Here is a 20316-nt window from a genome sequence, read left to right as displayed (position 1 = left end):
CGAATGCACAAAAGATGACCAAGAGAAGTATAGTAGTAGGCGAAAAAAACAACTAAGTAACACTTAAAAAATAACTTGGTAATGTTTCTGGAGAAAATCTCCCTAACGGAAGAAGCCTCCCACCACATAAAGAGGCACGTTCACCATCCCGCTTTAAGTGGCAAAAGGAGGAGAAGTTTCGCTTATTTAACGTCCGCACCACAAAGCATCCCCTTATCCATCACAGACACATTCCTTACCTTTCCCCCGCAAAAAGCTTGCATATCTACTGAAGCATGGCTACCTTTGCCGTTCAAGATGGCATCTTGTGCAGTATAAGATACCATCTTAAACAACACAAGATGCCATCTTGCGCAGCAAAGCAAAGGGAGCTACAGTTCATAGGGAAATGAGTTTCAGGCATTAAAGTACTATGCTACTGACATTGAAAAGCATAGATATCAACAACAACATCAATCAACAGGAACAAGGATATGGGAATGATTTATTTAGTAAGAAAGAAACTCTTCCGCTCCAAGGAAGGAATGAAGCAACTGTACTACGCTGTGCAACGTACCCTGCAACCACGTGGCGGAGTAACTACCGAAAAGTTGGCGCAACGCATGGCCCGTCGCAAAGGCATGGGTGAGGGCGACGTGCAAAGCGTACTGGTGGACCTACCCAAATATATCGAAGAAGCACTCAGCGAGGGAGAGTCCGTCACTATCAGAGGACTTGGCTCCTTCAACCTCGCCATAACAAGCGAGGGATTCGAACATCCCGACGACGTGATGCCGGGCAAGGTGCGAGTTTCACGCATCTACTTCAAACCAGATCGCATGTTAACAGGAAGACTACGCCAGAACATGGATTTCTTCCGTTACCCGCTAAGCAAATACTTCCCCCACGAAATGCTACGTCCCGAAACGCTGGAGCGCGAACGGGTACAGACTCCAAATAAGCCGGAAGACGAAACAAAGGATATTGATACGGTAACAGGCTGAAAGCACTGAAAGCCGTCCCCGACCGGAGATTTCAGCCTAAACGCCTTACACACAACGGCCTAAAGTCGCTGAAAGAGATGAAAGTGCAGAACGCATGATTATTCGCACAAACCACATCCCAAATGCGGACAGGCACTTAAAACAAATCTTAATCTTCTGCAAGCGAGACAAAAAAGATATTTCATTTCAAGATAATTACGTATATTTGCAAGCTGAACAAGAGAACGAAAAGTGCCGGAACAGGTCGAAATGAAATAAAACGGCTTTGAGTTATTAACAAAAAAGGCGACTTATCAACAGATTTTGCAATCTTTCTCTTTTTTAGTAGGCGCAATACGGAATTATCACTTATTTCGCTGCCAATAAACACTAAGATTATGGGAAAAATTATTGCTTTGGCAAATCAAAAAGGTGGTGTAGGAAAAACAACGACTACGATTAACCTCGCAGCCTCACTCGCCACCCTGGAAAAGAAAGTGCTCGTTGTGGACGCAGACCCGCAGGCAAACGCCTCTTCCGGTTTGGGTGTCGACATCAAGCAGTCGGAATGCACTATTTACGAATGCATTATCGACCGGGCTGATGTCCGCGAAGCGATTCATGACACCGAGATTGATACACTGAAAGTGATATCCTCACACATAAACTTGGTGGGCGCCGAGATAGAGATGCTCAATCTGAAAAACAGGGAAAAGATATTGAAAGAAGTACTTGCCCCGCTGAAGGAAGAGTTTGATTATATCTTGATAGACTGCTCGCCCTCACTGGGACTGATTACCATCAACGCACTGACCGCAGCCGACTCTGTGATTATCCCCGTACAAGCGGAATACTTTGCATTGGAAGGCATCAGTAAATTGCTGAATACAATCAAAATCATCAAGTCGAAACTGAACCCGGCACTCGAAATCGAAGGTTTCCTGCTGACCATGTACGACTCACGCCTGCGCCAGGCCAACCAGATTTACGATGAAGTGAAACGCCACTTCCAGGAACTGGTGTTCGAAACCGTGGTGCAACGCAACGTCAAACTGAGCGAGGCCCCCAGTTATGGTCTGCCTACCATCTTGTATGACGCAGACTCCACAGGAGCCAAAAAACCACATGGCACTTGCCAAAGAACTGATTAGTCGCAACAATTAACTTAAAAACGAAGAACCATGGCACAAAAAAGAAATGCATTAGGACGCGGGCTCGACGCTCTGCTTTCAATGGACGAAGTGCAGACCGAAGGCTCTTCTTCCATCAACGAAATAGAGTTGTCGAAGATTGTCGTCAACCCGAATCAGCCACGTCATGAATTTGACGAAACGGCGCTTCAGGAACTTGCCGACTCAATCTCTGAAATAGGTATCATTCAGCCCATCACCTTGCGTAAACTCTCGGACGATGAATATCAGATCATTGCCGGAGAACGCCGTTTCCGCGCCTCGCAACTTGCCGGACTGACAAGCATCCCCGCCTATATCCGCACCGCCGACGACGAAAACGTCATGGAAATGGCGCTTATCGAGAACATACAGCGCGAAGACCTGAATTCTGTGGAAATCGCTCTTGCCTACCAGCACCTGTTGGAACAATACGGCCTGACACAGGAACGTCTCAGCGAACGTGTAGGTAAAAAGCGCACTACCATCGCGAACTACCTGCGCCTGTTGAAGCTGCCTGCACCTATTCAGATGGCCATACAAAACAAGCAGATTGACATGGGGCATGCCCGTGCACTCGTCACTCTGGCTGATCCGAAGCTGCAAGTGAAGATATTCGAAGAAATCATCGAGCACGGATACTCCGTACGCAAGGTGGAAGAATTAGTAAAATCTCTGAGCGAAGGCGAAACCGTGAAAAGCGGCGGACGCAAAATAGCTCCCAAACGAGCCAAGTTGCCCGAAGAATTTAATATGCTGAAACAACAGCTATCCGGTTTCTTCAGTACCAAAGTGCAGCTGACCTGTTCGGAGAAAGGAAAAGGTAAAATCAGTATCCCGTTCAATAACGAAGAGGATTTAGAACGTATTATCGGCATACTCGATACTCTAAAAAAATAAATGACGAAAGGAACTAAAACATATCAATGGTGTATCGCCCTGCTGCTTTGCCTCGTGCAGACGGCAGGGATTGCTATGTATGGGCAGGGCCGTCCGCGTGCCGCTGCCAAACGACAGCAAAAAGAGCTTGCGGACACATTGCGGAAGATACCGCAAATTGTACCGGATAGCCTGGATGCACTAAGCGATCCTATTCTGCAACGGGTTTCAACCGCTGATAGCCTCGCAGTAGCCGACAGCATTGCTGCCGAAAACAAAAAGCGTTTGTTGGAGATGACCTCCGCCCCCACCCCGCAAGTGCCCGATACGCCTGCGGACAGTCTGAATAAGGAACTCAATAAAAAAGTTTTTATTCCCAATCCGACCAAAGCGACATGGCTCGCCCTGGTAATTCCGGGTGGTGGACAAATATACAACCGGAAATACTGGAAACTACCTATTATATATGGTGGCTTTGCCGGATGTGCATATGCACTGACTTGGAACGGGAAAATGTACAAAGACTACATGCAAGCGTACAAGGACGCCTCCAAAGGCAACTGGGATGCCAGCAGTATCACTGATCTGCTCCCCCCGGGATACATCGACAGGGTTTCCCAGACACAAATAGTAGAAACGCTCCGAAAACGAAAGGATACATACCGCCGATATCGCGACCTGAGTATCTTCGCTTTTATCGGTGTTTATCTGATATCAGTCATCGATGCGTATGTAGATGCGGAATTATCTAATTTCGATATAACGCCCGACCTTAGTATGAGAATAGAACCGGCTGTTATCAACAACCCATATAGCAGCGGTACCTCCAATAAATCCGTCGGACTGCAATGCAGTTTCCGTTTTTAAATGAGAATAAAGCCATACCAAAGAATAATCACACATGAAGAATAAATCTGTAAATATGAAGAAGCTTATCGCCACTCCGTTCCTGTTTTGTCTGTCACTCTTCACCTTCCAGGTGCAAGCGCAAGAAAGCGTGGATGTACTTATCCGCGACAACGGAACGGAAAGAAAGGAAAGCATCGAACTTCCTCCAAGTATGACCTATCCGCTGGACAGCCTGCTCAACGACTGGAAAGCAAAGAATTATATTGATTTAGGCAAAGATTGCAGTACTTCCACTGAGAATCCATTTTTCAGTGACTCCGTCTACATCGACCGTCTCAGCCGTATTCCTGCCGTGATGGAAATGCCATACAATGAAATTGTACGCAAATTCATAGATATGTACACAGGACGCTTACGCAATAACGTATCGTTCATGCTGAGCGCCTGCAATTTCTACATGCCTATCTTTGAGGAAGCGCTCGACACCTACGGACTGCCGCTCGAACTCAGATACTTGCCCATTATCGAATCCGCTCTCAACCCTTCCGCCCGTTCACGCGCAGGCGCTTGCGGACTGTGGCAGTTCATGCTGGCTACCGGAAAAATGTATGGTCTGGAAAGCAACAGTCTCGTTGACGAACGCTGCGATCCAATCAAGGCCACCTGGGCTGCCGCCCGCTATCTGAAGGATCTGTATGCCATTTACCAAGACTGGAATCTGGTGATTGCCGCTTACAACTGCGGCCCGGGCACCATCAACAAGGCCATCCGCCGTGCCGGAGGGAAAACGGATTATTGGGAAATCTATAACTTCCTGCCGAAAGAAACCCGTGGATATGTACCCGCGTTTATCGCCGCCAACTATGTGATGACCTACTACTGCAAGCACAACATCTGCCCCATGGAAACCAACATTCCCGACGCAACAGATACAGTACAGGTAACAAAAAACTTACATTTCGAACAGCTTGCCGATATCTGTAGCGTGAGTATGGAAGAGATCAAAAGTCTTAATCCCCAATATAAAAAGAATATAATTCCCGGTGAAAGCAAGGCGCAAACCCTCCGCCTGCCAATGAATTACATCAGTACATTTATCGACAGCCAGGACACCATCTACGCCCACCGTTCTAATGAATTATTCAAAAACCGCCGTACTGTAGCCATCCCCGAAACCCGCTCTACAGCAAGACGCGCTACAACCGGCAACGGGAAGCTGACTTACCACAAGATACGGAGTGGCGAAACACTGGGTGGTATTGCAGGTCGTTATGGCGTCACCGTCAAGCAACTTCAGAGTTGGAATGGATTGCGCAATACCAACATTTCTGCCGGAAAGCAATTGAAGATATATAAATAAAGGCACAAATGCTTGTGTGATGTTGAAAATTGCTTATTTTTGCAGCAACTGAAGAAAGGAGAACAGGATATGGAAGAGAATGTGGGCCAGAAAGATAAAGAAAAAGTCGAAGAAGAAATGATTGAACAGGCTTTCCAGCAACTGTTAAACGACTACTTGGCAACCAAACACCGCAAGCGTATTGAGATCATAACAAAGGCATTCAACTTTGCCAATCAGGCGCATAAGGGCATCAAACGCCGTTCGGGCGAACCTTACATTATGCACCCCCTCGCTGTGGCACAAATTGTATGCAACGAAATAGGTCTTGGTTCTACATCCATTTGTGCTGCCTTGCTGCACGATGTGGTAGAAGATACGGATTATACCGTAGAAGACATAGAAAACATATTCGGCCCGAAGATCGCCCAGATTGTAGACGGGCTGACCAAAATATCCGGTGGTATTTTCGGTGACCGCGCTTCGGCACAGGCAGAGAACTTCAAGAAGTTGCTGCTGACGATGTCCGATGATATACGCGTAATTCTGATCAAGATAGCCGACCGGCTGCACAATATGCGCACGTTAGGTTCGATGCTTCCCAACAAGCAATTCAAAATTGCAGGCGAGACATTGTATATCTATGCTCCCCTCGCCAATCGCCTGGGACTGTACAAGATAAAGACAGAACTGGAGAATCTGAGTTTCAAGTACGAACATCCTGAAGAGTATCAGGAAATCGAAGAAAAACTGGCAGCCACAGCAACCGAACGTGATAAAGTATTCAATGATTTCACTACTCCGATACGTGCCCAGCTGGACAAAATGGGGCTGAAATTCCGTATTCTCGCGCGTGTTAAATCCATCTATTCCATCTGGAACAAGATGCAGACCAAACATGTACCGTTCGAAGAAATCTATGACTTACTTGCCGTACGTATTATCTTTGAACCACGAAATGCGGACGAAGAACTGAACGATTGTTTTGATATCTATGTCTCCATCTCTAAAATATACAAACCCCACCCCGACCGTCTGCGCGACTGGGTGAGTCATCCCAAAGCCAATGGTTACCAAGCCTTGCACGTCACCCTTATGGGAAACAACGGGCAATGGATTGAAGTACAAATCCGCAGTGAACGGATGAATGACGTAGCCGAACAAGGTTTCGCCGCCCACTGGAAATATAAAGATGGCGGAGGCAGCGAAGATGAAGGCGAATTGGATAAATGGCTGCGCACCATCAAAGAAATACTTGATGATCCTCAACCGGATGCCATTGACTTCCTCGATACCATCAAGCTGAACTTGTTTGCATCGGAAATATTTGTGTTTACCCCCAAAGGCGAAATTAAGACTATGCCGCAGAACTCTACGGCACTGGATTTTGCATTCTCCCTGCACACTGACATCGGTAGCCACTGTATCGGCGCAAAAGTAAACCATAAGCTTGTCCCTCTGAGCCACAAGCTTCAAAGTGGTGACCAGGTGGAAGTTCTGACTTCCAAATCACAACGCGTACAGCCGGAATGGGAAGTATTTGCCACTACTGCCCGTGCCCGTGCCAAAATAGCCGCCATCCTGCGCAAAGAGCAAAGGAACAGCCAGAAAGAAGGCGAAACACTTCTGAACGAATTCTTCAAAAAAGAAGAACTGCGATTGGACGACTTGTTGATAGACAAGTTGGTGAAAGCCCATAATATGAAAAACCGGGACGAGTTTCTGATAGCCATCGGCAATAAAAAGATCGTATTGGGCGACCTGGATAAAAATGCCCTGAAAGAGAAACAAGGAACCAACTGGAAGAAGTTTCTCACCTTCTCGTTCGGCGGTAACAAGGACAACAAAGAACCGATTGAAGAAAAACCACTGCAAGAAAAGGAGAAAATCAATACGAAGCAAATCCTGAAACTGACGGAAGAGAATATTCAGAAGAATTATATCATGGCAGAATGTTGCCACCCCATTCCGGGTGACGATGTACTGGGATATATGGACGAAAACGACCGTATCATTATCCACAAACGCCAGTGTCCCGTTGCCGCACGTTTGAAGAGCAGTTACGGAAACCGTATTCTGGCTACAGAGTGGGATACCCATAAGGAACTCTCCTTCCTGGTGAATATATATATAAAAGGTATAGATGCCATGGGATTGCTGAACGAAGTAACGCAGGTTATTTCACGTCAGCTGAATGTAAATATCCGTAAGTTGTCCATCGAAACAACAGACGGTATTTTTGAAGGAAACATCCAATTGTACGTGCATGATGTGGATGATGTAAAAACCATCTGTAATAATCTGAAACAGATACAAAACATAAAACAAGTAACCCGCGTAGAAGGATAAGAAATATGGCAGAGAGGACGGTAAAAAGCAGATACGAGCAGGTAGTCACAGAACTTCCGCGCATTCTGCCGTTGTGCTATCTCGTCATGGTGTGTATCGGAATGTTATTCAACTACTTTAAGTTCAAGCATTTCGGTATCAATATCTTTCAATACGCCTCAGTTTTTGACTTTCTGATCTCTCCTTTTGAAGACCCGACTATCATCTGGTTTATGATATTATCACCGATCATCCCGATTATCGCTTTTATCACAGACCGCATCTGGATAAAACGTTTTCCTGTTTCTTACAAAAAAAGTTCCTTCGGTATGTCAGAGAAGAGCTGGTATAAACCGGTAATGAGGATCACTTACTTAGCACTTGTCATCATTTACATTTTTCTATTTTCTTTCTTTTATGGGATATACACATATCGAGCCGTAAAAATGCAGGATGACATAACAGTGCGCTATAACGATAATGAAGATATATCCGGCAAGCCGATCGGAAAAGTAGGAAATACCTTATTCTTATTAACAGGCTCGGTTGTGCAGATTATTCCAACGGACTCTTACGTCAAAAGTATTACTATCCCACTGAAGGAGTGAGAAACAATATTTCCGAATATATGAAACCATAAAAGCATACTAACATGTTTAACTCAAAAAAAGGAATAGATGACAAGGTAAGCAATAAATTAACCACGCTTTCCAGTCAAAGTTTAATTAAAGGTGATTGTTCCATCGATGGAGATATGCGTATCGACGGAACTGTAGAAGGAAATATCCGGTGTACCGGAAAAATAGTCATCGGTCCGGAAGGAAAAATACACGGCAACCTGTCTTGTACACACGCTTGCCTTCACGGAACTATCATCGGTGATGCATACGTGAAGGAAGAACTCACCCTGAAAGCCAACTGTGTGATGCAGGGCAATATCTATACCACCAAATTGGAAATAGAATCACAGGCTAAATTCAATGGAAGCTGTAATACGAATGATACCAGTCATGAGATAAAATTGTTGGAAGCTGTTACTGAATAACATTATTTACAATATATTCAGGTCCGTCAAAAACCACCTTGCAGAAAAAAGTTTTATTTTGCATAGACATCTATTATTGATATAAAATAGCTATTTTTGCAGTCTATATCAATGAAGTATACTATGATAGTCGGCAAATATATAAATTTGGGAACGCTCCAGAAGCTACTGTTTGATGATGAAAAAGTAATTATTTCCGATGAATGTATTCAAGAAGTAGATAAGAGTTTTCGTTTCTTGAAGGAATTCTCCAGTGATAAAATTATTTACGGAATTAACACAGGGTTCGGTCCTATGGCTCAATATAGGATTGAAGATAAATCATTAACGGAATTACAATACAACATCATCAGGAGCCACTCTACCGGAGCGGGAAAACCATTGCCTCCTCTTTATGTAAAAGCAGCAATGATTGCCAGATTATTCACCTTTCTTCAAGGGAAATCAGGTATACATACAGAGCTGGTCGAACTACTCGTCAAGTTCATTAACCTGGATATTTTTCCGTATATACCGGAGCATGGCAGTGTAGGTGCCAGTGGCGATTTAGTGCAATTGGCGCATATAGCGTTGACGTTGATCGGTGAAGGAGAAGTGTTCTATCAAGGGCAGCTACAACTCACTGCCCAAGTACTTGAGAAGAATCATCTCAAACCTTTCTCCATACATATCCGTGAAGGGCTTTCAGTAACAAACGGCACTTCTGTTATGACAGGCATTGGCATTGTTAACTTGATTTATGCCCGCCAATTGCTCAACTGGTCCGTATGCGCCTCGGTAATGATGAATGAAATTGCCGCATCGTATGATGATTTTGTTTCTCAGCCGCTAAATGATGCCAAACTTCATAAAGGGCAGCAAAAGATAGCTGAAATGATGAGAGTCTGGATGTCCGACAGTAAATGTACTCTCAAGAGAGAGAATGAACTGTACGGACAGAAACATGAAGAAAAGATTTTTGAACATAAAGTACAGCCTTATTACTCGTTAAGATGTACTCCACAAATATTGGGACCGGTTTATGACACCCTTATAAATACAGAAGAAATATTGATAAACGAAATCAACTCAGCTTGCGACAATCCGATTGTTGATCCGGAAACCCAAAATGTATATCATGGCGGAAACTTTCATGGTGATTACGTCTCTTTTGAGATGGATAAACTGAAAATAGCCATAACGAAACTGACAATGCTAAGTGAACGCCAATTGAACTATCTGTTCCATGATCGCATCAACGGAATACTTCCTCCATTTGTCAATCTGGGAGTATTAGGATTGAATTATGGGTTACAAGCCTCACAATTTACAGCTACTTCCACAACAGCTGAGTGCCAGACGTTATCTAATCCCATGTATATACACAGTATCCCAAACAACAATGATAATCAGGATATTGTAAGCATGGGAACTAATTCTGCATTAATAGCCAAAACAGTCATAGAGAATTCTTTCCAGGTTATGAGCATCCTGTTTATGGGTATCGTACAGGCTGTAGATTACTTAAAGATACAGGAAAAGCTCAGTACGGAATCGCGTTGTGTATACAATGAGATCCGGGCATTTTTCCCTGTATTTACCCAGGATACTCCCAAGTACAAGGAAATAGAGGCTATGAGTGAATACTTGAAAAATAAGAAATTCAATTTATAAATGAAATACGCATTAATAACAGGCGGAAGCCGGGGCATAGGACGTTCTGTCAGCATCAAGTTGGCAGCAATGGGATATACCGTGCTGATAAATTATCAAAGCAACAATAAGGAAGCGGCAAACACACTGCAATTAGTTCGTGAAAAAGGAGGCGACGGAGAACTCTTGAAGTTCGATGTTACTGATCCAAAGGCAGTATCCGAAGCTTTAAATAACTGGAGCGAACAACATCCGGATGAATATATCGAGGTGCTGATAAATAATGCAGGCATCCGCAAAGATAATCTGATGCTTTGGATGACCGAAGCAGAATGGAGCGGGGTACTGAACACCAGTCTGAACGGCTTCTTTTATGTCACCCAGGCATTGCTTAAGAACATGCTTGTCAAACGCTTCGGACGTATTGTCAACATCGTCTCATTATCGGGGATCAAAGGCATGCCCGGGCAGACCAATTATTCTGCCGCCAAAGGAGGTGTCATTGCTGCTACCAAGGCATTAGCTCAGGAAGTGGCAAAGAAGCACGTGACCGTCAATGCGGTGGCGCCCGGATTCATCCGCACGGAAATGACCGAAGATATCAACGAGAACGAATGGAAAAAACAGATCCCTGCCGGGCGCTTCGGCGAACCGGAAGAAGTGGCTGATCTCGTAAGTTTTTTAGTCTCTCCCAATGCCTCTTATATTACAGGTGAGGTTATTTCAATCAATGGAGGACTGCATACATGAGAAGAGTTGTCATTACAGGAATGGGGATTTACTCATGCATCGGCAAGAATCTGAGCGAAGTAACAGACTCATTATATAACGGTAAATCAGGCATCGGCATCGATCCTCAACGGAAAGAGATGGGATATCTGTCCGCACTGACCGGCTTATTGGAGCGTCCTGATCTCAAAAAGATGCTGGACAGACGAAAACGTCTCTGCCTGCCTGAACAAGGAGAATATGCCTATCTGGCAAGTGTGGAAGCCTTCAAAAATGCAGGTATCGATGAAGCATTCCTGGAAGCGAACGAAGTAGGGGTGCTCTATGGAAATGATAGTAGCACTGCACCGATTATTAATGCTGTGGATATTATCCGGGAAAAGAAGAATACCGTTCTGGTAGGTTCCGGTTCTATCTTCCAGTCGATGAATTCAACTGTGTCGATGAACCTGTCAGTTATCTTTAAACTCAGAGGAGTAAACTTCACAATCTCCGGTGCTTGTGCAAGCGGTTCCCACGCCATTGGCATGGGATATCTGCTTATCAAATCGGGATTGCAGGACTGCATTCTTTGTGGTGGCGCACAGGAAGTAAATCCATTCTCAGTCGGTAGTTTCGACGGGTTAAGTGCATTTTCCAATCGGGAAACTGAACCCCAGAAAGCATCCAGACCTTTTGATAAAAGCAGGGACGGGCTTGTACCCAGCGGAGGTGGCGCCAGCCTGGTACTGGAAAGTTATGAATCGGCTGTTAAGCGAGGAGCCCCCATACTGGCAGAAATTATCGGCTACGGTTTTTCATCCAACGGAGATCACATATCTGTTCCTAATATAGACGGGCCAAAGCGTTCATTGGAAATGGCCATCCGGAATGCCGGAATCGCATTGGATGAAATTAAATACATCAATGCGCACGCCACTTCTACACCAATAGGTGATTTGAATGAAGCAAAAGCCATAGCAGAGGTATTTGAAGGACATCGCCCATACGTGACGTCCACCAAGTCTATGACCGGTCACGAAATGTGGATGGCAGGTGCCAGTGAAGTAATCTATTCTACTCTAATGATGCAAAATAACTTCATTGCTCCCAATCTGAATTTCGAAGAGCCGGATGAAGCATCTGCCCAACTTAATATCCCTGCCCAACGAGTAAATATGGAATTTGATACATTCCTCTCAAACTCATTCGGATTCGGAGGAACCAATTCTACATTAATTATTAAAAAAGTAAAGTAATATAAGTATGACCCACGAAGAAATCATTGAAAAGATAAGAGAAACCTTATCCGAGGAATTTGAAGTAGATATCGATCTTATCCAGCCTGATGCTCCGCTCATGCAAACCCTTGAGTTAGACAGTCTGGACTTGGTAGATATGGTAGTGTTGATTGAAAAGAACTTCGGTTTTAATGTAACCGGACAAGATTTTGTCGGAATCAAAACGTTCCAGGATTTCTATAATCTCGTCATCACACGTATGGCCGAAAACAAAAACGAATAAACAAGATGTGGAAAGGTAAAACCCGTGGCGGTGTATCCGGATACCTGTTTTTTATTTACCTGATCAGGTATTGTGGTGTAAAAGCCGCTTATGGTTTTCTGTCTCTGATTGTTCTTTATTTTATTCCGTTCGCTCCGAAAGCAACAAAGAGTATCTGGCAATATGCCCGTCGTATTTTAAAACGGAACCGCATACAGTCGGTGGGACTATTGCTGAACAACTATTATCGTTTGGGACAGATACTTATAGACAAGGTAGCCATTGGAAATGGAATGATCGACAAGTATCATTTCAAGTTCAACCACTATCAGGAGTTTCTAAATGTATTGGATGGAGATCAGGGAGTAATCATGATCGGTGCACATGTTGGCAATTGGGAAATCGGAACTCCTTTTTTCAATGACTACAGCAAGAAAATGAATGTGGTGATGTACGATGCCGAACATCAAAAGATTAAAGAAATACTGAAAAAGAACGGGCAGCAGCAACCTTACAAGATTATACCGGTCAACGAAGATAATCTGGCACATATATTTAAAATTACAGAGGCACTGGATCATAAGGAATATGTCTGTTTTCAAGGAGACCGCTATCTGAATGCAGATAAACTGCTGACTTGCAAGTTCATGGGACACGAAGCACATTTTCCAATCGGTCCTTTCCTATTGGCATCGCGGATGAAAGTTCCGGTAGTCTTTTACTTTGCCATGCGGGAGGCTAAACAAACCTATCATTTCCATTTTATACTTGCTGAGCAAGTGTCCGGTTCGAAAGAGAAAAGAGCAGAACAATTATTATTGGAACAATATGTGAATGCTCTGGAAAAAATAATCGGCCAATATCCCGAACAATGGTTTAACTATTATTCTTTCTGGAAGCCGTCTGAATAAACAAAAATCAACAGAATGAAACTATTCCCTTCATTACAAAAGAGATATGCCAAAGAGCGATTCACCGCTGTGCAAGCACAGCGATTGGCCCAGGAAATCGCTTTTGGCCCCGTCGTATTTCAGGTCTCACGCTTGATGCTGAAATTCGGTATTTTCCGCCTGCTATCCGATAATCGGGAAGGTCTGTCACTGGAACAGATCAGCCAGAAAACCGAATTATCCAGATATGCAGCACAAGTTCTACTGGAAGCCTCCCTCACCATAGGTACTGTATTGGTAAAAGACGATCAATATATACTGGCAAAGGCCGGATGGTTCCTGTTGAACGATGAGATGGCACAAGTGAACATGAATTTTAATCAGGACGTCAATTACAAAGGTCTGTTCCACCTGGAAGAAGCTTTGCTAAATGGCCGCCCCGAAGGTTTGAAAGAACTGGGAAACTGGCCTACTATTTACGAGGGATTATCCGACTTACCCGGGCAGGCACAGAAAAGCTGGTTCGGCTTCGACCATTTTTATTCGGACAATTCTTTCGACCAGGCACTCGAAATCGTATTCAGCCACTCTCCCCGGACTCTGCTTGATGTAGGAGGCAATACAGGTAGATGGGCTACCAAATGTGTGCAATACAACGAGAAAGTAGAAGTTACCATTATGGATTTACCTCAACAACTGGAAATGATGAAGCAAAAGACGGAAAAAATGGCCGGCCACGAGCGTATTCATGGACATGGTGTAAATCTTCTCGATGAAAATGTACCTTTCCCGAAAGGTTTTGATGCGATCTGGATGAGTCAGTTTCTGGATTGTTTTTCCGAGAAAGAAGTTATCAGTATACTCTCACGGGCTGCTCAGTCCATGTCTGCAGAAGGGCGACTCTACATTATGGAAACATTCTGGGACCGACAGAAGTTCGAAACTGCTGCCTACTGCCTGACACAGATCAGTATATACTTTACTGCTATGGCAAATGGTAACAGCAAAATGTATCACTCCGACGATATGGCACGGTGCATTCAAGAATCAGGGTTGGAAATAGAGGAAATATATGACAACCTGGGATTGGGACACAGTATTGTAAAATGTAAGCTGAAATGAAAAGAACTCCTATCATATCCGGTGAAGGAATCCTGAACCTGATACCACAACGACCGCCAATCGTTATGGTAGATTCATTCTGTGGCATTGAAGATGATTGTTCCTATTCAGGTCTCACAGTCACTGACGATAATATCTTCTGCCAGGAAGGCAAATTGCAGGAAGCAGGTATTATTGAACACATAGCCCAATCGGCAGCGGCACGGATCGGATATATCTATTTACAGAAAAATGAACCGGTACCCTTAGGCTTTATCGGTTCGGTAGATAAATTAACCCTTCACCGTTTGCCGGAGACAGGACAGGAATTATCCACTGAAATTACGGTTATTCAGGAAGTATTCGACATTACTTTGGTATCTGCTTGTGTAAGCACTACGGAAGGAGTGATTGCAGAATGCCGGATGAAAATATTTTTAGATAAGAAATGAGGCAAAAAACGAATCTGCATACACCTGCACTCATTGACCGCACCACAATAAAGGTACGTTTCTGTGAAATAGACTCCATGCAAATCGTATGGCATGGTGAATATGTACGCTATTTTGAAGATGGAAGGGAGTCTTTCGGAAAACATTATGGCTTAGGATATATGGATATCTACAGTGAAGGATATATGGTACCCATCGTTGAATTAAACTGCCAATTTAAGCAATCCTTATCCTTCGGTGAAGAAGTTATCATTGAAACCCGATACATTTCTTGTGAAGCTGCCAAGATTAAATTCGAATATGTACTATACCGGGCTACAGACAACAATATCGTTGCCACCGGAAGTACAACTCAGGTTTTTCTAAATACTAACAGGGAGCTGGAGTTAGCAACTCCGGCTTTTTATCAGGAGTGGAAAAAGAAATGGAACATCCTATAACTGTATATATCACAGCTGATACTCTGATCAGTTCCTTAGGAGCAAATACCCGGGAGAATATAAAAGCAATCCGGGAATATCGAAGCGGAATCACCAGGCATGAAGCAGGAATCATATCTGATACCTCTATATTAGCTGCCACGATTCAACCGGAACAATGGGAAAGAGCAAAGAATTTGGGTACGTACACACGTCTGGAACAACTATTCATACTTGCCATTCAGGATATTCTGTCCCATTCCGAAATGAATCTTGCGGATGAAGATTGTGGCCTCATCCTATCCACTACTAAAGGTAATATCGACCTGTTGACCAATCATCCCGACACCCCTGATATCAGAGTTCATCTATGGGAAATGGGAAGAAGAATAAGCGAATATTTTCAGGCTGGCAACCGGGTAGAAGTTATTTCTAATGCCTGCATATCAGGAGTATCCGCTCTGATTGTAGCAAAGCGGTGGATCGAATCCGGCAGATACAAAAAAGTCATAGTAGCGGGAGGTGATATCCTCTCCCACTTCATTACCAGCGGATTTCTATCTTTCAGATCCATCAGTACCGAAAGATGCCGCCCTTATGATGCCCGGAGAGACGGACTCAATTTAGGAGAGGCTTGTGGTGCTATCCTGCTGAGTTCGGAAGGAAACGATACGGATATCATCCTGTCCGGAGGAGCCATTAGCAACGATGCCAATCATATTTCAGGCCCGTCACGTACAGGAGACGGACTTTACTTCGCCATACGGCAGGCCATGAAAGAAGCCGCAGTCCTTGCCGAAGACGTTAGTTTCATGAATACACATGGAACGGCTACTGTCTATAACGATGAAATGGAATCGAAAGCTATTCATTTAGCCGGATTGGAAACCGTTCCGGTTCATAGTTTGAAATCTTATTTCGGTCATACTTTAGGGGCATCGGGAGTGATTGAATCTATTATCTGTATTCACGAACTAAAGGAAAACGTACTATTCGGTACATTAGGCTATGAAAAGCCCGGTGTCAGCATGCCTATTCTGGTGCAAGCTGACCATCAGGAAATACCCATGAAACATTGTATCAAAACAGCATCCGGTTTCGGAGGTTGTAATGCTGCTATCGTATTGACACTTCCCGCATATCAGAAACAGCCCTCAAGAGTGCAATCATCGGTGACAGTTCATACGACCGCAACTGTTTCCATTGAGAATAGCTGTTTAAGTATGAATGGAGAGACCGTTTTTTCATCATCTGCCCCAAACTTTGCGCAGTTTATCCGTGAAGCATATAAAAATACAGGTGGAAGTAACATGAAATTCTACAAAATGGACGACCTTTGCAAACTGGGATATACTGCTGTTGAATATCTGTTGAAGGAGAAAAACTTTCAACCGGAAGAAATAGGGATATTGCTGGTTAATGCTGCCGCCTCACTGAATACGGATATTCGTCATCAGATGATTATCAATCAGGAAGGTGACCATGCAGCCAGTCCGACGGTATTTGTATACACTCTGCCTAACGTTGTAGCTGGTGAGATATGTATCCGTCATAAGATACAAGGAGAAAATACTTTCTTCATAGAAAAAGAATTCGATGCGGATAAACTGGAAGAATATGCACGAATTGTAATGAAGAAAGGTAATTTAAAAGCTTGCATCACCGGATGGTGCAACCTTTTAATGGAAGAGTATAAAGCTGATTTTAAACTAATAGAAGTACAACATTGATATGGAAGAATTAATAGAAAAACTAAAAAGAGAATTAATAGAAGAACTGAATCTTGAAGAAGTCACACCCGAAGAGATTAATCCTGATGAACCTCTGTTTGGTGACGGTGGTTTAGGACTCGATTCTATTGACGCACTTGAGATTATTCTTATTTTAGAGCGTAACTATGGAATCAAAATAAAGAATCCTGCAGAAGGGAAACAGATTTTCTACTCAATACGTACATTAGCTAACTATATCTCTGAAAATCAGAAACAATGAAGATATATGTAACCGGTTTAGGTGTTGTTTCAGGTATTGGTCTGGGTGTTGCAGAAAATATAGCTTCACTCAGGAAACATCAGCATGGTATGGGGAAAGTAACCCTTTTCCCTACGGAACTGGATGTACCCGTATCAGAGGTAAAATACAGCAATGAAGAACTAAAACGGTTACTCTCTTTAGATATACAAAAAACGTTTTCCCGGACAGCCTTATTAGGTATGTTAGCTGCCCGGGAAGCAGTCGATGACGCCCGGTTAGATTTGAATACTTTGCGTGTAGGTCTCATTTCTTCCACCTCTGTAGGTGGTATGGATTTGAGTGAACATTTCTACAATGCCTTTAAAAAGGACAATAGAAAAGGAAGATTACGGGAAGTCATCTCTCATGACTGCGGTGCAAGTACTGAAATGATAGCGGATTATCTGAAAGTAAATGACTTTGTAACCACTATCAGTACAGCCTGTTCATCAGCAGCTAATGCTATCATGTTAGGAGCCCGCATGATCAGGAATGGCCAACTGGACGCTGCCATTGTAGGAGGTACGGACGCCTTGTGCAAGTTTACCCTCAACGGCTTCAACTCACTTATGATTTTGGATAAGGAACACTGCCGTCCTTTTGACGCATCCCGTACAGGCCTCAACTTAGGAGAAGGAGCCGGATATATTGTCCTTCAATCAGAGAAATTACTCCGGAAAGAGCCTTATTGCTTATTAAGCGGATATTCGAATGTGAATGAAGCTTTTCATCAAACCGGCAGTTCACCCGAAGGAAACGGACCATTCTGGTCTATGACAGAAGCCATAGCAAAGAGTGAAATTCCTCCCGAAGAGATTGATTATATCAATGTACATGGCACAGGAACTCCAAGTAATGATCTTTCAGAAGGACTTGCTATCCGACGGATTTTTGGTGATAAAATTCCTCCGTTCAGTTCTGTCAAAGCGTTTATCGGTCATACATTAGGGGCTTCGGAAGGAATTGAAGCGGTTTATTCTGTTCTCTCCGTATATCATGGTTTCATCTATCCCAATCTGAACTTCAAAGAACCTATAGAAGAAAACATGTTGATGCCCGAAACCTCATTCCGCGAGGGACTACCCATTCGTAATGTACTATCGAATTCTTTTGGATTCGGTGGAAATGATTCTTCGATTCTGTTTTCCACATTAAAAGAGAAATGATGCAACCTGTCTATATCAATCATATTGCTTCTATTCACGCGGATACTGCTTCCGGAGAATCCCCTTATTTATCCGCTAACGAACCGGATTACAAGAGTATTATCACCAATGCCGCACTACGGAGGCGTATGAGCCGGATCATCAAAATGGGAGTTGCCTGCGGACTGGAATGTATCAGTACCCTACCTTCCGAAAAAGTACATGCGATCATCACTGCAACCGGACTCGGATGCCTGGCAGATACAGAGAAGTTCCTGAATACAATCATTGAGAATGAAGAACAACTACTGAACCCAACACCCTTTATCCAGTCAACCTTCAATACCATCGGAGCCCAAATAGCATTACTCCGCCAGATACATGCTTACAACATGACGTATGTGCACCGGGGATTGAGTTTCGAAAGTGCACTATTGGACGGTATGATGAGAATCTGGGAAGGTGATGAAAATGTCCTCGTAGGAGCTATTGATGAGATTACCCCTAACAGTCACACCATACAACAACGCCTGGGACTGCTAAGGAGCATACAAGCAGGCGAAGGTGCCCAGTTCTTCCTATTGGGACGAGAAGCCACCGAATCCACATTAGCAGAACTTACCGGTATATCAACTTTTATTCATGCGAGCAGTACACAGGAAGTAGCTGAAAAGATTCATCGCTTTTTGCAAAGTAACCGATTAACAGCCGGACAAATCGATTGGTTTGTTACCGGTAAGAATGGAAACCTGAAAGAAGATACCCTGTATACTGATTTAGAAAACAACCTGTTTCCCACAGCAACATATACCACCTTTAAAAATGAATGTGGTGAATATCCTACAGCATCTTCCTTTGCTTTATGGAAAGTGGCTAAAACTTTTGAAGAGAATCTAAATCCGGGACAGACAGTTCTGATATATAATCATTATCACTCCATTAACCATTCATTTATTTTAATCCGGAAAAAACAATGATAGTAGAAATCCTGATCACATTACTGATTATCTTTCTCGTCTACGCATCTTGCAACATCCGTTCTAACATCTATCTCAAGGTATTTTGCAAGAAACAGACTGAAGATAAAATTGTAGCTATCACCTTTGATGATGGACCGGACCCGGTACAAACTCCCAAAGTATTGCAAGTACTCAAAGAACAACAAATACCGGCTTGTTTCTTCTGCATCGGTCACAAAGTAGAAGAGAATGAGGAGTTGATCCGGCAAATCATCAACGAAGGACATCTGATTGGTAATCATTCTTTTACCCATACCAATCATTTTCCCTTGTACAGCCTGTCGCGGATGAAAAAAGACTTGCAAGCTTGCCAGTTTGCATTAGAACGAGTAACTTCGCAGAAAATCAAGTTATTCCGCCCACCGTTTGGGGTCACGAATCCTACTATAGCAAAAGCTGTCCGCATATTGGGATACACTCCTGTTGGCTGGAATATCAGAACACTCGATACACTGCAACCTTCCAAAGAGAAAGTTTTGAAGCGTATTCAGAAAAGGTTACGCCCCGGTTCTATCATCCTTCTACACGATCGGATGCCGGACAGTGACCTGTTATTAAAAGAGATACTTAACTTAATTAAAGAACAGGGATATACAGTTGTCCGTCTGGACAGCATGTTATAAAAGCATTATGAGAACCATACTAATAATATTATCAATCATATTGGGTATTTCCTATACCCATGCCCAGACAATGAAGAAACTAATCCATACCCAGGATTTTGAAAACCGTCTGGCAAAGGAAGCACAAACCATGCAGTCCATTGAAAGTGACTTTACACAAGTGAAGTACCTGGATATTCTGGATGAGAAGGTAACCTCCAAAGGAAAGTTCTATTACCAAAAGAGTGGCAAAATACGTAT

20 protein-coding genes and 2 pseudogenes are annotated in these 20316 nt (G+C 43.5%); all 22 read left to right on the top strand.

Annotation, left to right across the window (positions count from 1 at the left end; genetic code table 11):
- The first annotated feature begins 473 nt into the window (after positions 1–473).
- Positions 474–983 carry an HU family DNA-binding protein gene (locus BACCELL_RS13315; RefSeq protein ID WP_007212343.1) on the top strand — a complete coding sequence of 170 codons (510 nt, stop codon included), beginning with the start codon at positions 474–476 and terminating at the stop codon, positions 981–983.
- A 377-nt stretch (positions 984–1360) separates the two neighbouring features.
- Positions 1361–2126, top strand: a pseudogene (locus tag BACCELL_RS13310) (ParA family protein).
- Between the two features lie 17 nt (positions 2127–2143).
- On the top strand, positions 2144–3031 hold the full coding sequence (locus BACCELL_RS13305; protein WP_007212341.1) for a ParB/RepB/Spo0J family partition protein: 888 nt from the start codon (positions 2144–2146) through the stop codon (positions 3029–3031).
- Entirely contained in the window at positions 3032–3877 is an 846-nt protein-coding gene (locus BACCELL_RS13300) for a DUF5683 domain-containing protein (RefSeq protein WP_007212340.1), read from the top strand. It begins immediately after the preceding gene.
- A gap of 34 nt (positions 3878–3911) precedes the next feature.
- The gene (locus BACCELL_RS13295; protein ID WP_007212339.1) at positions 3912–5219 is read left to right on the top strand and encodes a lytic transglycosylase domain-containing protein; all 1308 of its coding nucleotides are present in this window, start codon (positions 3912–3914) and stop codon (positions 5217–5219) included.
- Between the two features lie 69 nt (positions 5220–5288).
- Positions 5289–7547 carry a RelA/SpoT family protein gene (locus BACCELL_RS13290; RefSeq protein WP_026367649.1) on the top strand — a complete coding sequence of 753 codons (2259 nt, stop codon included), beginning with the start codon at positions 5289–5291 and terminating at the stop codon, positions 7545–7547.
- Positions 7548–7552: 5 nt separating this feature from the next.
- Complete coding sequence (locus tag BACCELL_RS13285; protein ID WP_007212337.1) at positions 7553–8134, top strand: hypothetical protein; 582 nt, start codon at positions 7553–7555, stop codon at positions 8132–8134.
- 44 nt (positions 8135–8178) lie between these two features.
- Complete coding sequence (locus BACCELL_RS13280; protein ID WP_007212336.1) at positions 8179–8571, top strand: bactofilin family protein; 393 nt, start codon at positions 8179–8181, stop codon at positions 8569–8571.
- Between the two features lie 123 nt (positions 8572–8694).
- On the top strand, positions 8695–10224 hold the full coding sequence (flxA, locus tag BACCELL_RS13275) for a flexirubin biosynthesis tyrosine ammonia-lyase FlxA (protein WP_192914506.1): 1530 nt from the start codon (positions 8695–8697) through the stop codon (positions 10222–10224).
- On the top strand, positions 10225–10953 hold the full coding sequence (flxB, locus tag BACCELL_RS13270; RefSeq protein ID WP_007212334.1) for a flexirubin biosynthesis SDR family reductase FlxB: 729 nt from the start codon (positions 10225–10227) through the stop codon (positions 10951–10953). It abuts the gene before it with no gap.
- Positions 10950–12170 carry a beta-ketoacyl-[acyl-carrier-protein] synthase family protein gene (locus BACCELL_RS13265; protein WP_007212333.1) on the top strand — a complete coding sequence of 407 codons (1221 nt, stop codon included), beginning with the start codon at positions 10950–10952 and terminating at the stop codon, positions 12168–12170. Before flxB ends, BACCELL_RS13265 begins: the two co-directional genes overlap by 4 nt.
- A 7-nt stretch (positions 12171–12177) precedes the next feature.
- The gene (locus BACCELL_RS13260; protein WP_007212332.1) at positions 12178–12435 is read left to right on the top strand and encodes an acyl carrier protein; all 258 of its coding nucleotides are present in this window, start codon (positions 12178–12180) and stop codon (positions 12433–12435) included.
- Between the two features lie 5 nt (positions 12436–12440).
- On the top strand, positions 12441–13325 hold the full coding sequence (locus BACCELL_RS13255; protein WP_007212331.1) for a lysophospholipid acyltransferase family protein: 885 nt from the start codon (positions 12441–12443) through the stop codon (positions 13323–13325).
- 15 nt (positions 13326–13340) lie between these two features.
- Positions 13341–14426, top strand: coding sequence for a FlxJ family methyltransferase (locus BACCELL_RS13250; RefSeq protein WP_007212330.1), 1086 nt, complete (start codon positions 13341–13343; stop codon positions 14424–14426).
- Positions 14423–14857, top strand: a complete 435-nt coding sequence (locus BACCELL_RS13245; protein WP_007212329.1) for a hotdog family protein — start codon at positions 14423–14425, stop codon at positions 14855–14857. The genes BACCELL_RS13250 and BACCELL_RS13245 overlap by 4 nt, the downstream gene beginning before the upstream one ends.
- Positions 14854–15297 carry an acyl-CoA thioesterase gene (locus BACCELL_RS13240; RefSeq protein ID WP_007212328.1) on the top strand — a complete coding sequence of 148 codons (444 nt, stop codon included), beginning with the start codon at positions 14854–14856 and terminating at the stop codon, positions 15295–15297. Before BACCELL_RS13245 ends, BACCELL_RS13240 begins: the two co-directional genes overlap by 4 nt.
- Positions 15282–17006: a beta-ketoacyl synthase N-terminal-like domain-containing protein gene (locus tag BACCELL_RS13235; protein ID WP_007212327.1), complete on the top strand. Its 1725-nt coding sequence runs from the start codon at positions 15282–15284 to the stop codon at positions 17004–17006. The genes BACCELL_RS13240 and BACCELL_RS13235 overlap by 16 nt, the downstream gene beginning before the upstream one ends.
- Before the next feature lies 1 nt (position 17007).
- The gene (locus BACCELL_RS13230) at positions 17008–17268 is read left to right on the top strand and encodes a phosphopantetheine-binding protein (RefSeq protein WP_007212326.1); all 261 of its coding nucleotides are present in this window, start codon (positions 17008–17010) and stop codon (positions 17266–17268) included.
- Positions 17265–18455, top strand: a complete 1191-nt coding sequence (locus tag BACCELL_RS13225) for a beta-ketoacyl-[acyl-carrier-protein] synthase family protein (protein WP_007212325.1) — start codon at positions 17265–17267, stop codon at positions 18453–18455. The genes BACCELL_RS13230 and BACCELL_RS13225 overlap by 4 nt, the downstream gene beginning before the upstream one ends.
- On the top strand, positions 18455–19411 hold the full coding sequence (locus BACCELL_RS13220; RefSeq protein WP_044154002.1) for a beta-ketoacyl synthase chain length factor: 957 nt from the start codon (positions 18455–18457) through the stop codon (positions 19409–19411). Before BACCELL_RS13225 ends, BACCELL_RS13220 begins: the two co-directional genes overlap by 1 nt.
- The gene (locus tag BACCELL_RS13215) at positions 19408–20076 is read left to right on the top strand and encodes a polysaccharide deacetylase family protein (protein ID WP_007212323.1); all 669 of its coding nucleotides are present in this window, start codon (positions 19408–19410) and stop codon (positions 20074–20076) included. Before BACCELL_RS13220 ends, BACCELL_RS13215 begins: the two co-directional genes overlap by 4 nt.
- Positions 20077–20083: 7 nt before the next feature.
- Positions 20084–20316: pseudogene (locus tag BACCELL_RS26860) on the top strand (outer membrane lipoprotein carrier protein LolA); the annotation flags it as partial.

Source organism: Bacteroides cellulosilyticus DSM 14838, from assembly GCF_000158035.1.
Lineage (GTDB): Bacteria > Bacteroidota > Bacteroidia > Bacteroidales > Bacteroidaceae > Bacteroides > Bacteroides cellulosilyticus.
The sequence above is the reverse complement of the archived record's forward strand: the minus strand, read 5'-3'. Positions and strand labels throughout refer to the sequence as shown.